12 protein-coding genes are annotated in these 14,564 nt (G+C 60.1%); 3 read left to right on the top strand and 9 right to left on the bottom strand.

The features are described from left to right. Positions 1–107 precede the first annotated feature (107 nt). The 7 genes from folK to dksA form a co-directional block, all read right to left on the bottom strand. A complete protein-coding gene (gene folK, locus HLUCCO03_RS09255; protein ID WP_027830834.1) occupies positions 108–623 on the bottom strand; it encodes a 2-amino-4-hydroxy-6-hydroxymethyldihydropteridine diphosphokinase in 516 nt (171 codons plus the stop codon). Position 624: 1 nt separating this feature from the next. Beyond that, complete coding sequence (pcnB, locus tag HLUCCO03_RS09250) at positions 625–1,968, bottom strand: polynucleotide adenylyltransferase PcnB (RefSeq protein ID WP_027830835.1); 1,344 nt, start codon at positions 1,966–1,968, stop codon at positions 625–627. Between the two features lie 738 nt (positions 1,969–2,706). After that, positions 2,707–4,113: a sigma-54 dependent transcriptional regulator gene (locus tag HLUCCO03_RS09245; protein WP_027830836.1), complete on the bottom strand. Its 1,407-nt coding sequence runs from the start codon at positions 4,111–4,113 to the stop codon at positions 2,707–2,709. 7 nt (positions 4,114–4,120) lie between these two features. Then, positions 4,121–7,081, bottom strand: coding sequence for an ATP-binding protein (locus HLUCCO03_RS09240; protein WP_027830837.1), 2,961 nt, complete (start codon positions 7,079–7,081; stop codon positions 4,121–4,123). Beyond that, the gene (locus tag HLUCCO03_RS09235; RefSeq protein ID WP_027830838.1) at positions 7,071–7,247 is read right to left on the bottom strand and encodes a hypothetical protein; all 177 of its coding nucleotides are present in this window, start codon (positions 7,245–7,247) and stop codon (positions 7,071–7,073) included. The genes HLUCCO03_RS09240 and HLUCCO03_RS09235 overlap by 11 nt, the downstream gene beginning before the upstream one ends. Before the next feature lie 50 nt (positions 7,248–7,297). Then, the gene (gene gluQRS / locus HLUCCO03_RS09230; protein WP_027830839.1) at positions 7,298–8,170 is read right to left on the bottom strand and encodes a tRNA glutamyl-Q(34) synthetase GluQRS; all 873 of its coding nucleotides are present in this window, start codon (positions 8,168–8,170) and stop codon (positions 7,298–7,300) included. A gap of 57 nt (positions 8,171–8,227) precedes the next feature. Further along, entirely contained in the window at positions 8,228–8,668 is a 441-nt protein-coding gene (gene dksA, locus HLUCCO03_RS09225) for an RNA polymerase-binding protein DksA (RefSeq protein WP_027830840.1), read from the bottom strand. A gap of 118 nt (positions 8,669–8,786) precedes the next feature. On the opposite strand from dksA, the gene sfsA reads away from it, so the two are divergent. After that, complete coding sequence (sfsA, locus tag HLUCCO03_RS09220) at positions 8,787–9,506, top strand: DNA/RNA nuclease SfsA (RefSeq protein ID WP_027830841.1); 720 nt, start codon at positions 8,787–8,789, stop codon at positions 9,504–9,506. Positions 9,507–9,527: 21 nt separating this feature from the next. Here the strand turns inward: sfsA and HLUCCO03_RS09215 are convergent, their stop codons facing one another. Both HLUCCO03_RS09215 and HLUCCO03_RS09210 read right to left on the bottom strand, forming a co-directional pair. Then, on the bottom strand, positions 9,528–9,884 hold the full coding sequence (locus HLUCCO03_RS09215) for a pentapeptide repeat-containing protein (RefSeq protein ID WP_027830842.1): 357 nt from the start codon (positions 9,882–9,884) through the stop codon (positions 9,528–9,530). Between the two features lie 71 nt (positions 9,885–9,955). Continuing rightward, positions 9,956–11,533, bottom strand: coding sequence for a bifunctional aminoglycoside phosphotransferase/ATP-binding protein (locus HLUCCO03_RS09210; protein ID WP_027830843.1), 1,578 nt, complete (start codon positions 11,531–11,533; stop codon positions 9,956–9,958). Between the two features lie 122 nt (positions 11,534–11,655). Here HLUCCO03_RS09210 and mrcB point away from each other — a divergent pair, with 122 nt between their 5' ends. Both mrcB and HLUCCO03_RS09200 read left to right on the top strand, forming a co-directional pair. Beyond that, positions 11,656–13,980 (top strand): penicillin-binding protein 1B, encoded by a 2,325-nt coding sequence (gene mrcB, locus HLUCCO03_RS09205; RefSeq protein WP_027830844.1) that lies wholly within the window; start codon positions 11,656–11,658, stop codon positions 13,978–13,980. After that, on the top strand, positions 13,977–14,552 hold the full coding sequence (locus HLUCCO03_RS09200; protein ID WP_027830845.1) for a tetratricopeptide repeat protein: 576 nt from the start codon (positions 13,977–13,979) through the stop codon (positions 14,550–14,552). Before mrcB ends, HLUCCO03_RS09200 begins: the two co-directional genes overlap by 4 nt. The last annotated feature ends 12 nt before the right edge of the window (positions 14,553–14,564 follow it).

Here is a 14,564-nt window from a genome sequence, read left to right as displayed (position 1 = left end):
CTTGTGGGTGGATGGGCCAGGCCGGGCCGGGGGTATGCCGGCATTCAGGCCTTTAGGGTAATCCGGGGGTGTGCCTGAGGCAATAGCCGCACACCGAGCCAATGGTATCAGCCGGGCGGAAAGGGCGTTCGTGCCACCGGGTTGAGTTTCTGCAGGCTGTTGTCCGGGCAGTGTTGCCTCAGGTGCGCGAGGCTGCGGCCGTCCGGCAGGCGCCGATGCGGATCCAGATCAAGCAGCGGCTGAAGTACGAAGTCGCGATTGGCCAGTTCGGCGTGGGGAACCGTCAGGCGTTCTTCGGAGATGGTTTCGTCGCCGTAGAGCAGCAAGTCCAGATCCAGTGTTCGCGGGCCCCAGTGCTGTGTTCGTTCGCGGCCATGGGCCTGTTCGATGGCCTGCAGCTGGTCCAGCAGTTCCAGGGCGGTAAGCTCCGTGCTCAGCCAGACGACACCGTTGACGAAGTCGGGCTGGTCCTGGGGGCCCACCGGTTTGCTGCGATAAAACGGTGACTGCGCCAGCAGCGTGGTTCCGGGCAACGCCGCCAGCCGGGCCACGGCGCCGGCCAGTTGTGCAGACGGATCTGCCATGTTGCTGCCAAGCCCGACAAAGGCGTCCGTGGCTGTCATGTCAGGCCTTTTTTGCAGGCTTCTTGCGGCGGCGCTTCCTGGGGCGATCACTGCCCAGTTGCGTCAGCATGCGCTCCTGACCGCGTTCGTCGGTTTCCTGGAACTCGGTCCACCACTGGCCCAGGCCCGGCTCTATCTCACCGGACTCTTCCCGCACCAGCAGGAAATCGTAGGCGGCACGGAAACGCGGGTGGGACATGGTGACGAATGCCCGTTTACCCTGGCGTCTGGGCAGGCGCATCTGCAGTTCCCAGATTTCCTTCATGGGCCCGGAGAAACGCTTGGGAATCGAAGTGGCCTGCACCTGCCGGCCAATAACCTTGGCGATGGACTGGTGCAATGCCGGCTGCACCGGCTCACCGTTATCCTGGCGTTTGCGCCATTCCGCCTGAAGCGCCGGCCAGAGCATAGCTGCAAACAGGAAGTAGGGGGTAACGGACTTGCCTTTGGCAATACGGGCGTCGGTGTTGCGCAGTGCCTGGCGGATCAGCTCATCCGGCTCGCCGTTGTTGATGGCCTGTACCGTTTCCGGGAAAAGCGGGGCCAGCAGGTTGTATTCGCTGAGAAGATCGTAGGTCGCCTCGCCGTGCCCGGCGGAAAACAGTTTCAGGACTTCTTCGAACAACCGGGCCGGAGGAATGTGGGTCAGCAGCGGCGCCAGCTCCCGGATCGGGGCCTCGGTTTCCGGCTCGATATCAAAGCCGAGTTTGGCGGCGAACCGCACCGCGCGAAGCATGCGGACCGGGTCCTCCCGGTAACGGGTCTCCGGGTCACCAATCAGGCGCATCTGGCGGTTTTTCAGGTCTTCAATACCGTTGGCGAAGTCCACCACGGTAAAGTCGCGGATGCAGTAATACAGGGCGTTGACGGTAAAGTCCCGGCGCAGGGCGTCTTCTTCCTGGCTGCCGTAGACGTTATCCCGCAACAACAGGCCGTGTTCGCTGGTTCTGCGGTCGTCATCATCGTCCTCCTCGTCCGCATCAGCGGCGTTGCCCCGGAAGGTGGTCACTTCGATGACTTCGCGGCCGAACAGAACGTGGACAATCCGGAAGCGCCGTCCGATCAGCCGCGAATTCCGGAACAGGTCGTGGACTTCTTCCGGCGTGGCGTTGGTGGCGATATCAAAATCCTTGGGCTTGCCGCCAAGCAGAATGTCGCGAACACCGCCGCCCACCAGGTAGGCCTCATAGCCAGCGTTATTCAGGCGGCTGAGGACTTTCTTGGCCGGCTCGCTGATGGCCGAGCGGGAGACATTGTGCTGGTCCCGGGGGATCTCCCGACGCTGGTAGGTGCGGGGTTTTTTCTTCCCGTTTCCTGAAACGTATGACAACAGTCGTTTAAGCATTGAATTCCGTTATTGCGATGAGCAAAAGCGAGAGTTTAACGGTTTGGGCGGGATTTGCACACGTCTGGCGGCCATAAGGGCGCGAAAACTGCTTGCAGAGGGCAGATGTGGCCCGGTTGGAAAACCGGTGGGCCAGATAATCAAAAGGCGGATCCGTTTTCACGAACCCGCCCTGAAAGCGTTGACGATCTGCATTGTTTTTGTTGTTACCGGGATTTTTCTTCGTTTTTCTACCCCACTGTCAATCCCCAAATACAGGGATCTCAGTAGTGCAAACGGAAAGCTTTGAATACACAGAGCAGTCAGAGACATCGGGCAGGTTTTGAGGTAAATGCTGTGCCGTCTGTTGACGATTCTTCTCCACATCTACAACCCGCACGTGCCGTGGGACCACTAAAAAGCAAAGTACCCAAAACACTCAGTTCGCTCACGTTCTGTTTTTGTTTTTGTTACCGAACGTCTTCTACAGCTTTTTGTTCTTGTTGTTGGCGCTGCGTATCACTGTTGTTTTTGTTGTTGTGCGCCCTATAGAGTGCAGTCCGTGTGCCAGTTTTTGAAAAGTCTTTATTAACAGTGAGTTAGTATTTTGCAATCTTGCTGGAGGAGTACGTATAAGTCCGGAGTGTTACTGATCGCTCGTTTTTTAGATCGGGGGTGTTACCGTGAGGAACACGGGGTAACAAATGAGCCCAGGTTCACACTTTCCCGGTAACACTGTTGGCCCCCGCCGGAGTGTAGTCAGTTACCCGAACTTTTCTTGCGGGGTATCCCCAGGCGCTGGCGCCGCTCCCAAAGGGACTTCCGGCTGATGCCGAGTTTCTGGGCAAGCTCTGTTTCGCTCATACGGTCCTGGTTTTCCAGTACAAAGTGCTGGAAATAGTCCTCCAGGGACAGGTCGCTGGTGGCTTCCGCATCCCGCGAGAGGGTCTGCTCGTTATCCCCTTCCACCAGGGATTCCGGAATGTTGACGTCGCCACCTTCGCCATCCAGGTCCAGAAGGGACGGGGTGATCAGGTCGTTGTCGCACAGGATGGTGGCCCGCTCGATCGCGTTTTCCAGCTCCCTGACGTTGCCGGGCCAGCGGTGCCTTTCCAGGGCCCGCATGGCCTCTGGTGTCAGGTTCAGATCGGGTTTGCCCATTTTCTCGCCCTGACGCTTCAGGAAGCGCTGGGCCAGTCCCAGAATGTCACCCTGGCGCTCCCGCAGGGGGGGGATGCGTACCTGCATCACGTTGAGGCGGTAGAACAGGTCCTCCCGGAATTCACCAGTGCGGGTCATGGCCTTGAGGTTACGGTGGGTTGCGGCAATCATGCGCACATCCACCTGTCGGCTCTGGGTGGAGCCCACTTTGCGGATTTCCCCCTCCTGCAGCACCCGCAGCAGGCGGGCCTGGGCTTCAGCGGGTAATTCACCGATTTCATCCAGGAAAAGGCTGCCGCCGTCTGCCGCCTCGATCAGGCCGGTGCGTGCGGAAACGGCACCGGTGAAAGAGCCTTTCTCGTGGCCGAACAGCTCTGACTCGATCAGGCTTTCCGGAATGGCCGCACAGTTAACTGAAATCAGCGGGCGGGCAGCGCGGGGGCTCATCAGGTGCAGAGCCCTGGCGGCCAGCTCTTTGCCGGTGCCGGACTCACCCTGGATCAGCACCGTGGTCTCGGTGGGGGCCACCTTGCGGATCAGAGTGAATACCTTCTGCATGGCGTCGCAGTGGCCGTACATGATCGCTGCCGGATCGCTGTCCGGGTGGCTGCCTGCGGGGGTGCGCTCGGTTGTGTCGACAGCCACGCCGGCGCTCCGTGTCTGCCTGTCGAGAATCCCTTCCACCGCTTCCAGCATTTCGTCGTGATCGAACGGCTTGGCGATGTATTCCACCGCTCCCATTTTCATGGAGTCCACGGCGGAGCGCAGGCTGGCATAGCTGGTCATGATCAGCACCGGGGTGTTGGGTGCGCGCTTGATCAGCTCGGTGCCCGGTGCACCGGGCAGCCGCAGGTCGGAAATGATCAGGTCAAAGCGGGTGGGGTCGTGGTCTTCAGCTTCCTCGACCGATCCCGCGTCGGCGACGTCATAGCCGGCATGGGTGAGCAGCTTGCGGACCGCTGAACGGATTATCTCTTCATCTTCTACGATCAGAATGCGAGGCATAACGTTTTTACGACCCTTGGTTCTGGCTGATGGTATTTCCGGTGTCCGGTTCGTAGGCGGGTAACCTCATGCGCACACGGGTTCCCCGGCCCAGGTCAGCATCTGCCGGACTGTCCACCTGTATATTGCCGTAATGTTCTTCAATGATGCTGTACACCAGCGATAACCCAAGACCGGTTCCCTTGTTGGGTGCCTTGGTGGTGTAAAAAGGCTCGAAGATATGGTCCAGTTGTTCTGTAGGTATGCCGGACCCTTCGTCAGTGACTTCGATAATAGCGGAGTAGCCATCGCGGTTTCCACTGATGCGCACTTCACCACCGATTGGCGAGGCATCCCGGGCGTTGGCCAGAAGGTTGATGAACACCTGAACCAGGCGCTGCTCATCTCCCAGGATCAGCAGATCGTCCGGGCAGTCGTTCACGTAGTGAATGCCCATACCCTTGTCGCTGAGGGACAAAAGATTGATGGACTCATCCACGCAGCGGCGAATGGTCACCGGTTCATAGCGGTTGGCATGGGCATGGTTGCCGGTACGGGCGAAATTCATCAACGACTGCAGAATGGTGGATATGCGACGGGTCTGCTGCTGAATCTGGTCGGCCGTAGAGAGGATATCCGGATCGTCGGTCTCCAGTTTCAGATTCTGCGCCAGTGACGAGATACCGGTCACCGGATTTCCGATCTCGTGGGCAACGCCGGCGGCCAGCCGGCCAACCGACGCAAGCCGCTCGCTGTGCATCAGTTCGTCTTCCAGCAAGCGGGTTTCAGTCTGGTCTTCCACCAGAATAATACTGCCACCTTCGGTGTGATCCGGGCCGCTCAAGGCTGCCTTGTGCAGGTTCAGCCAGTGGGGCCGGCCTTTCAGGTCAAGGCGGTGTTTGTAGCGATGCAGGTCCTCACCGCTGTTGAAGTCGTCCAGCAGCAGGTGCCAGTGCTCCGGCAGAGCCATCAGCCGCGCGCCGACCACATCATCGGCGGTGATGCCGGTAAGGGTTTCCATGGCGTTGTTCCACATCAGTATTTCCCCGTCTTCGCCCACGGAACAGGCGGGAATGGGGAGGTTCTGCAGTGTCTGGCGGTAATGCCTGCGCAGGTTGTCCAGTTCCCCGGCCAGCCCCGTCAGGCGGTTCTGGTAGTCACCCAGGGCCCGTTCCACATAGCGAATATCCTGGGCGGTGCCGCCGCTTGCCATGGGTTTGTAGCCCAGATGCCGTTTCACCAGGTCCCTTGCCACGGCCGGGCCAAGCAGGCCCGAAAGATTCACTTCCACCCGGTCACGCAGGCGTCTGAGCTGGTAGGGCCGGTATTCCACGTTGGGCAGTTTGAGCTGGGCCAGGGCCCGCTCAACCTCCCGCCTGGCCACACCAAACCCCAGCGGAACCGCCAGCTGTTTCACGAAATCCGCTGAGGATGTGGCCAGCAGTTCCCGGCGTTGGGGGCGGGAGAGCGCACCCAGGGAGCAGGATTCGGCCGCACCCGCCTCTTCGGCGGTGCTGCTGCTGAGCACCGAAATCAGCGTAAACACCACAACGTTTACGGTCAGACTGACGAAGGTAAAGATGTGCCAGTTGCTGTAGTCCGGCACCAGCGGTGCGCCAAGGAATTCCAGCAGGTTGGCAGTGTGGGAAAAAGGCAGTACCAGCGTGACGATCCAGATAGCCAGGCCGGAAATCAGGCCCGCAATCAGGCCGCGGCGATTGCCTTCAGGCCAGTAGATCACCCCCAGCGCGCCGGGCAGAAGCTGGAGCATACCGGACAGGGAAATGGCGCCCAGAATGGACAGGTCAAGATTCTTGCCCAGGGTTTCGTGAAACAGCAGAGCCGCGAAGATGATGGCAGCAATCAGCAGCCGTTTGACCCATCGCAGCCAGTGGTAGATATCGCCCTGGTCTTTCGGGGTGCGCAACGGCAATACGGCGTGGTTCAGCACCATGCCCGCCAGAGCCAGGGTGCTGACAATCATCAATCCGCTGGCTGCAGACAGGCCGGCAATGTACATCAACAGCGTCAGTGCCGGACTGCGCAGTGCCTGGGCCGTGCCGATGGCATAGAAGTCGGGGCCGGTGGTGGCAGACAGTGCCTGGCCACCCCAGAGAATCAGTGGTACCGGCAGGCCGAGCAGCAACAGATACAGGGGAAGGCCCCAGCTGGCCTTCGCCAGTGCCTTGGGCGAGGGATTTTCGCTGAAGGTCATGTGGTACATATGAGGAAGCACCAGGGCGCCGGCAAAGGACATCAGCATCAGTGCCCGCCAGCTGCCATCGTCGATGCTCATGGTCATGGAGCTGACCGGTGAGCTCTGGTCTGCAAGCCAGGCTTCCAGGCCTGCCATGCCGTCAAAGACACCAAACAGGATCACACCACCCAGGGTCAGCAGTGCGAGCAGCTTGACGATGGAGTCGAAGGCGATGGCAAGCACCAGGCCCTGGTGATTTTCCGATCCCTGGCTGCGCCGGGTGCCGAACAGCATGGCAAACAGCACCACGGTTATGCTGAACAGTACGCTGATCAACTGGGGAGAGGTGTCTGGCGCCAGCAGGCTGGCAGAGGTGGAAACCGCCTGAATCTGCATGCTCAGCAGGGCCAGTATCGCCGTGCCGGAGCAGATGGTGACAAGCGTGCCCGCCCACTGGCTGCGATATCGATAGGCAAACAGGTCGGCAAGGGAGGTGAGCTGGTAGGCGCGGCCGATCCTCATGATCGGATTGAGCAGCACCGGTGCCAGCAGAAAGGCCCCGCTGATGCCCAGATAGTAGGCCAGGAAACCGAACCCGGATTCCGCCGCGATGCCCACCGCGGCATAGACCGCCCAGATACCGGCATAGACGCCAAGGCTCAGTGTGTAAACCAGAGGGTGCCTGACCCAGCTGCGGGGCAGCACGCCCTTTTCGGTAATCCATGCGATGCCGAAGAGCAGAATCAGGTACAGCAGGCTGGCCAGCAACAGGCCGGGTGCACTAAAACTCATTGGGATCCCGTCGCCATTCCAGCCAGAAGCCGATGGCAATCAGGCCGGCCCAGATAATGTAGGGGCTGTACCAGGCATTCCCGGGTGAGGTCCACCAGTCAAGAATGTTGGGCGAGAATATGTAGATGGCCAGAACCAGAAGGAAGACCAGACGGTAGATATACATCAGGCATGATATCCGCACTGTCGTTTGTGTGAAGCTTTATAACATGTCGTTCACCGGGCTGTCAGGTGAATCCGCTCCGGCGCCCAGTCGGCTGCCGCCCGCTCTAGCAGGGTATCGATGTCCGGCGCGCCGGACAACCGGCTCATATCCTGCCCAAGTGCTGCCAGGGCCTGTTCCAGGTTGTCCTGCGCCAGCGCGTCATCCAGCGCCGGGGCATGATTCTGCTTGCTGAGCTTTTGCCCCTGCTCGTTAAGTATGACAGGAATGTGCATCCAGTGGGGTGGGTGGGCCCCGAGAGCCCGGTCAATCTGCTGTTGCTGGGCTGTCATGTCCAACAGGTCAGAACCCCGGACCACGTGCGTGATGTCCTGGTCTATGTCATCGGCAACCACCGCCAGCTGGTAGGCATAGAAGCCTTCCTTGCGGAGGATGACCGGGTCGTCCAGTTCGGCGTGGACGGTCTGGGACTGGGGCCCCAGTAGCTGGTCCTGCCAGACACTGTGTTCATCGTGCAAGGCGAAGCGCACTGCAAACGGCTGGTCGCCGGGATTGGCGTGGCCGTCACGACAGTGCGCCGGATGCCGGCCACCGTGCTCCCGCAGTTCCTTGCGCGAGCAGGCGCAGCGGTATGCCCGGCCCTGATCCAGCAGTTGGTCAATCAGCTTCTGATAATGAGTATGCCGTTCAGACTGGAAACGCACCGGCTCGTCGGAGTGCAGGCCGTGGGCATCAAGGCTTGCCAGTATCTGTCGGGTAGCCTCCGGGGATTCCCGCAGGGGGTCCAGGTCTTCGATCCGTACCAGCCATGTACCGTGGTGACTGCGGGCCTCCAGGAAGCTGGCAACCGCGGTGACCAGTGAGCCAAAGTGAAGCGGGCCGGTGGGAGAGGGCGCAAAGCGGCCCCGGTAACGGGATTCATTCATGATGTGTGACGGCTGACCCCGCTTCGGAGGCCAGCACATTCAGAGGGCAGGGGTTGATCAGATGCCAGTCTGGCGCTCGCGGATTTCTGCGAGGGTCTTGCAGTCGATGCACAGTGTGGCTGTCGGGCGCGCCTCAAGGCGACGGATACCGATTTCAACACCGCACTGGTCGCAGAAGCCGTAATCGTCCTTGTCGATGCGATCGATGGTCTGGTCAATTTTCTTGATCAGCTTGCGCTCACGGTCACGGGTGCGCAGTTCCAGGCTGAATTCCTCTTCCTGGGTTGCGCGGTCGCTGGGATCCGCGTAATTTGCGGCGTCTTCCTGCATATGGTGCATGGTGCGATCCACTTCTTCCATCAGCTCCTGTTTCCATTGCAGGAGCAGATTCTTGAAGTGCTCGAGCATGTCAGCACTCATGTACTCTTCACCCTTTTTCATTTCATAGGGGGTGAAGTTGGTAAAACGCTCGCGTGTTTGTGCTGCAGTATCTGCCATGAATACGGCCTCTTATAATCCTGAAAAGCACTCGTCCTGAAACGGGAATTTGCGGAAAATAGCAGATTAGTCCCGGGGGTGCCAGCCTTGTGACAACAACTTTAGCATGGAGTCATCAATGAAGTTACCCGCGCCTCTCATCGAAGGCAGGCTGATTCGCCGCTACAAGCGTTTTCTTGCAGACGTATTGTTGCCGGACGGCAGCGAAGTGATCGCTCACTGCCCCAATACAGGCTCCATGCTGGGTTGCCAGCCGGCAGATGCACGGGTCTGGCTGACCGCCAGTGACAACCCGAAGCGCAAACTGAAATACACCTGGGAGCTGGTCGAGACAGCCCCGGACCAGGTGGCCTGCATCAATACTTCCCGCCCCAATAACCAGGCACGCGATGCCATTGAACAGGGTACTGTCCCCGAACTGGCGGGCTACGGAACCTGCAGGGCAGAGGTACGGTACGGAACCGAGAAAAGCCGGATTGACCTGCACCTGTCGGATCACAAAAGCCTTGCCGATGCCTGGGTGGAAGTGAAGAACGTAACCCTGTGCGAGGACGGCCGGGGTTATTTCCCGGATGCCGTTACCACCCGTGGCCAGAAACACCTGCGGGAGCTCATGGCCCAGGCCCGTGCCGGCGAGCGGGCAGTGCTGTTTTTTGTGGTTAATCATACCGGCATCACCAGTGTGCGGCCGGCGGATCATATCGACCCGGCCTATGGCAAGCTGTTGCGTGAGGCCCGGGCGGCGGGCGTGGAATTGCTGGCTTACAGGGCGGCACTGCTGGGGCCCGATGGCGACCTCTCGTTGACCGGGGCCGTGCCGGTCAGCCTGGAAGCCTGAGCGGCCAGCGCGTTGCCGTCGTCATTTCAGGATGTTGTAACGCATCCGTGTGCCATGGTTGAGAGACAGTATGATCTCATCCGAATGCAACTGGGGCGGAAAGTAACAGCCTGAAATCTTGGCGCCGGCGATACTCGCGCCTTCCAGATTGGTCTGGCTGAAATCAATGCCACGCAGATCCGCGCCCCGGAAATAGGCATGGCTCAGGTCCAGGCCCTTTGCGTCCATTCCCCGCAGGTCCAGACCCCGAAAGTCACCGTGGGCCAGGCTCGGAAGCTCGGGCAGCTCCTTTCTGGCGGCATTGAATGCATCGATATCTTCGTTGCGGATTTTTTCATACAGCGGATGTTCAATGTGACGAACGGCATCTGTATCCATGGTTACACTCCCGGGATAGTTATACACATCAGCCCGGCGCTGATAGCCGGGCTCCGTTCAGTGTAGACGTTTTAGTGCCCGGGCAGGCCAAAATGCTGGCGGATACGGTCCGCAACGGCTTCGGCCACGTGTTCCTGGTCCGTATGCAGATGGATGGTGTGGGTTTTTTCTTCTGTAGTGAGAGGTTCGAACCAGGTTTCCTGAACCTCGAGCAGTTCCTCGGTGGCCTCGGAGGCATCACCTTCGCGCTTGCGGATCCATTCCCTGCGGCTTTCCAGGGGAGCCTCACAGTGAATGAGGGCAAACGGCATTCCTCGGCTTTCGGCCACTTCCGCAAGCATCTCACGCTCCGCCCGCTTCAGGCAGGCGGCATCGACAATGACGGGCAGGCCACTGGTCAGCAGCTCCCCCGCCAGATCCGCCAGGCGCTGATACGTGCGCTGGTTGGCCTCTTCGGTATACAGGTTGCCGCCGGTGGGTGACTTGCTCTGGTCCAGCGGCCCCAGCCCGAACAGCCGCTTGCGCTCCACATCCGAACGCAGGCGGATCAGCCCCAGTTCGGCGGCCATGGAGCTGCTCACCAGGGATTTGCCGCTGGCGGACAGCCCGGTGGTAGCCAGCAGATAGGGGTTGGGAATGGCGCTGTAATCCTCCGCCAGCTGGGCGTAATCGCGATAGCGCTGCATCAGCCCCGCCTTGTCGGCCTCGGTCAGCGACGGGTTGCCCATGGTAAACAGGGCGATCTTGGCCCGCACCATGGCACGATAGGCCTTGTACAGGGGCAGCAGGGGCAGGGCGGTGAAATCACCACGGTATTCCAGGTAGGTGTTCAGAACCAGGTTGGCCAGCTCGGGCTCGCGGCGGGACTCCAGGTCCATCAGCAGGAAGGCCAGGTCATTGATCACGTCAATCCAGCGGAAGGGCTCGCTGAATTCGATGCAGTCGAACACCGTCACTTCACCGTCATACACGGTGATGTTTGCCAGGTGCAGGTCACCGTGGCATTCCCGGACAAAGCCACCGTCGTGGCGCTCGGCGATCAGGGCTGAATGGCGCTCAAAGGTGGTGCGGGTCCACTGCTCCAGATTGTCCAGCTGCGATAACAGGGCTTCATCGTCAATCATCGGCCGGATCTGGTCAAAATTCTCCTGCATGGCGGCATACACAGCTTCCGGCGTACCCAGGGGCTTGCCTTCGGCAACGGCCGGCTGTTTTTCGTGGAAATCCGCAACCTGGCGGGCCAGGCTGGCAAGCAGCTCCGGCGCCAGTTTGCCATTCTCCTGGCGCACGTCGAACAGGTCGTTCTGGTCGAACTGACGCATGCGAATGGCGTACTCGAAGGCTTCACCATGGCCACCGAGTTCCGGGGCGTCCGGTGATCCGCTGATGGGAAGCACCTCAAGGTAGAGCTTTTCAGCGAGGCGACGATTCAGGCGCAGCTCTTCCTCGCAGAAACGCTTGCGCCGCTCCAGGGTGGAGAAATCGAGAAAGCCGAAATCCATGGGCTTCTTGATCTTGTAGGCGTAGTCGCCGGTGAGGATGACCCAGGAGATGTGTGTTTCGAGAACCTGAAACTCTTTCACCGGGTGGTCGTACAGCGCAGGATCCTGCAGCGCCAGAATCAGGTTGTCGGCAGTTACATCGCTCACGGTTCTCTCCTTGGGTTCCTCGAACTCATTGATTTTTCTTGTGCCTATCATAACGGGCAGATTACAGAAATAACACACGGATGGCCTGCCTCAGGGATGCCGGGATTCGTTATAATCCCGCCATGAAAAAATCTGCCCCTCCCAGAAAATCCCCGAAAAAGAACAGTCGCAAAGGCAAGAGTGCCCGCAAGCCCTGGTTCTGGCGGTTGTTTTTCCGCGTATTCTTTATCGGCGTGGTGTTGCTTGCCGGCTGGATGGTGTATCTCGATGCCGTGGTGACATCCCGCTTTGAAGGCCGCCGTTTCGAGGTGCCGTCCCGGGTCTATGCACGACCACTGGAGCTATACGATGGCGCCAGTGTCAGCTCCGGGGCGCTTGAGCGGGAACTGGCGCTCTCCGGATACCGTGCAGGGGATGGCAGCAAGGCCGGCACCTATCGCCGCAACGGCGGGCACTTTACCATCAGTACAAGGGGGTTCCTGTTCACAGACGGGCTGGAACCACGCCGGCGTCTGTCACTGACCATCTACGGGGATCGGGTGCAGGATTTCAGGGTGCTGTCCGGCGAAGATTCTCCTATCGTTCGCCTGGAACCGGCCCAGATTGGCGGCATCTATCCCGCCCACAAAGAGGACCGGGTACTGGTGCAGCTTGACGAGGTTCCGGACCTGTTTGTCGACACCCTGCTGGCGGTGGAAGACCGTCAGTTCCAAGACCATCACGGTGTCGCTCCACTATCTATTGCCCGGGCCATGCTGGCGAACATTCAGGCAGGCCGGATTGTGCAGGGGGGCAGCACCCTGACCCAGCAACTGGTAAAAAACTTCTTCCTGACCCGCGAGCAGACCCTGCTGCGCAAGGGCAACGAAGCCCTGATGTCGCTGTTGCTGGAGCTGCACTACGAGAAGGACGACATACTGGAAACCTACCTCAACGAGGTGTACCTGGGGCAGGCGGGTACGCGGGCCATCCACGGTTTTGGCCTGGCCAGCCAGTTCTATTTTGGTGAGTCCCTCCGTGACATCGAAGCCCATCAGCTGGCGTTACTGGTGGGAATGGTCAAGGGGCCCAGCTACTACAATCCCCGGCGCCGACCGGAGCAGGCACTGTCCCGCCGTAATCTGGTAATTGACGTGATGGCGGAAACCGGCCTGGTCAGTGAGGCAGAAGCCGCCAGGGCACGCGCCCAGCCCCTTGAGGTAACGGACCAGGCATCCTATTCGGAGAATCGTTACCCTGCCTATATTGATCTGGTGCGCCGGCACCTGGCCCGGGATTACAAGCAGGAGGACCTGCAAAGCGAAGGCCTGCGCATATTCACCACCCTGGATCCGGCCATCCAGTATGCGGCTGAGTTTTCCGTCAAGGATATGCTGGCCCGTATGGAGGGCAATTCCGACACCACGCTGGAATCCGCACTGGTAGTTACATCCAGGGACAGCGGTGAAGTGCTGGCCCTGGTAGGTGGCCGCAATCCGCAATATGCCGGTTTCAACCGGGCTCTGGATGCCCGTCGCCCCATTGGTTCGCTGATCAAACCCTTTATTTACCTGACGGCCCTTCAGCAACCGGACCGCTACACCCTGATCAGCCCCGTTGAAGACAAGGGCTTTTCACTTGTATTCGATGATGGCCGGCGCTGGGAGCCAAAGAACTTTGACGGCGAAGAGCGTGGCCAGGTGCCACTGCACGAAGCCCTGTCACGGTCCTATAACTTCCCCGCTGTTCGTGTAGGGCTCGATGTGGGCATCGACGCGGTGAAATCCACACTCCAGGGATTCGGCGTTACCAGCGCGATCTCCGAGTATCCCTCCATGTTGCTGGGCTCTGTACCCATGACACCGGTGGCGGTTGCCCAGATCTATCAGGGGCTGGCAACCTCCGGCTTCAACACGCCTCTGAGAACCATCCGGCAGGTGACCGATGCGAAAGGTGAAGCACTTTCCCGCTACAGCCTGAAAGTGGACCAGGTGGCGGACCCGGCCGCTGTCCACCTGGTTCAGTATGTGATGCAGGAAACCATGCAGGAAGGCACCGGCCGATCGGTATACCGTACCGTGCCGCGGGAACTTACACTTGCGGGCAAGACAGGAACCACCGATGATGGCCGCGATTCCTGGTTTGCCGGCTTCAGCGGGGACCTGCTTGCGGTCAGCTGGGTGGGCCGCGACGACAACGGGCCCACGGCACTGACCGGGTCGACCGGTGCGTTACCGATCTGGTCGCGGTTTATGGGCCAGGTGCCACAGCACGGATTCTCGCCGGTGGTGCCGGATGGTGTGGGGTATCATTGGGTCAATCCGGCAGAAGGTGCCCTGACTGATGAGCACTGTGAAAATGCACGCCTTGTACCGTTCATAGCCGGTAGCGAGCCCCAGGAAATGGTTTCCTGCGGCGGCAATATCGAGCGGCGGATACGGGGCTGGTTTGAGGGACTCTTCCAATGAAAATGAACACATTCCGATATGCCGGGCTCCTTGCCCTGGCGCTTACACTGGCTGGCTGTGCCTCCGGCCCCGGTGGTGGTTCCATCTATGTGCCCGCCGGCGGCGCCTCGTCCGACGACGAAGCCCCGGAGCCGCCCAGAACCACCGAAGAAAGTGACGAACCAAGGGTCGAGCGCAAGAGCGAGCAGCCCGAGGAACCGGTGGTGGAGCCAGAGCGAAGCTCACCGAGCTACCAGGAAGAAGGCGATGTACTCTCGCCGGCTGCCAAAAGCCTGATCCAGCGGGCAGACAGCCTTATGGCCGAGGGCGATACCGAGGCTGCGGTCGCGCAACTGGAGCGGGCACAGCGCATAGCACCACGCTCCGCTGCAGTTTACTTCAAACTCTCGGAAGCCTATGTGGCGCTGGATCAACTGGGCTCGGCGGAGCAGTTCACCCTGAAAGGGCTGTCACTGGCAGGCAGTGATGCGGCACTGCAGCGTTCGGGCTGGTTGTTGCTGGCGGATATTCGTCGTGCCCGGGGGAATGTGGCCGGGGCGGATCAGGCGGAGGAGAGGGCAGCTAGTCTGTAGATAAAAAAATCC

It is taken from the genome of Marinobacter sp. HL-58, assembly GCF_001314605.1.
In the GTDB taxonomy this organism is placed as follows: domain Bacteria; phylum Pseudomonadota; class Gammaproteobacteria; order Pseudomonadales; family Oleiphilaceae; genus Marinobacter.
Note: the sequence above shows the minus strand (reverse complement) of the source record. Positions and strands in the feature narration are given on the sequence as shown.

Coding starts and splice junctions, on each gene's coding strand:
- HLUCCO03_RS09215 (WP_027830842.1), bottom strand. CDS start 9,884: ATGGATACAGATGCCGTTCGTCACATTGAACATCCGCTGTATGAAAAA.
- folK (WP_027830834.1), bottom strand. CDS start 623: ATGACAGCCACGGACGCCTTTGTCGGGCTTGGCAGCAACATGGCAGAT.
- sfsA (WP_027830841.1), top strand. CDS start 8,787: ATGAAGTTACCCGCGCCTCTCATCGAAGGCAGGCTGATTCGCCGCTAC.
- pcnB (WP_027830835.1), bottom strand. CDS start 1,968: ATGCTTAAACGACTGTTGTCATACGTTTCAGGAAACGGGAAGAAAAAA.
- gluQRS (WP_027830839.1), bottom strand. CDS start 8,170: ATGAATGAATCCCGTTACCGGGGCCGCTTTGCGCCCTCTCCCACCGGC.
- mrcB (WP_027830844.1), top strand. CDS start 11,656: ATGAAAAAATCTGCCCCTCCCAGAAAATCCCCGAAAAAGAACAGTCGC.
- HLUCCO03_RS09245 (WP_027830836.1), bottom strand. CDS start 4,113: ATGCCTCGCATTCTGATCGTAGAAGATGAAGAGATAATCCGTTCAGCG.
- HLUCCO03_RS09200 (WP_027830845.1), top strand. CDS start 13,977: ATGAAAATGAACACATTCCGATATGCCGGGCTCCTTGCCCTGGCGCTT.
- HLUCCO03_RS09235 (WP_027830838.1), bottom strand. CDS start 7,247: ATGTATATCTACCGTCTGGTCTTCCTTCTGGTTCTGGCCATCTACATA.
- dksA (WP_027830840.1), bottom strand. CDS start 8,668: ATGGCAGATACTGCAGCACAAACACGCGAGCGTTTTACCAACTTCACC.
- HLUCCO03_RS09240 (WP_027830837.1), bottom strand. CDS start 7,081: ATGAGTTTTAGTGCACCCGGCCTGTTGCTGGCCAGCCTGCTGTACCTG.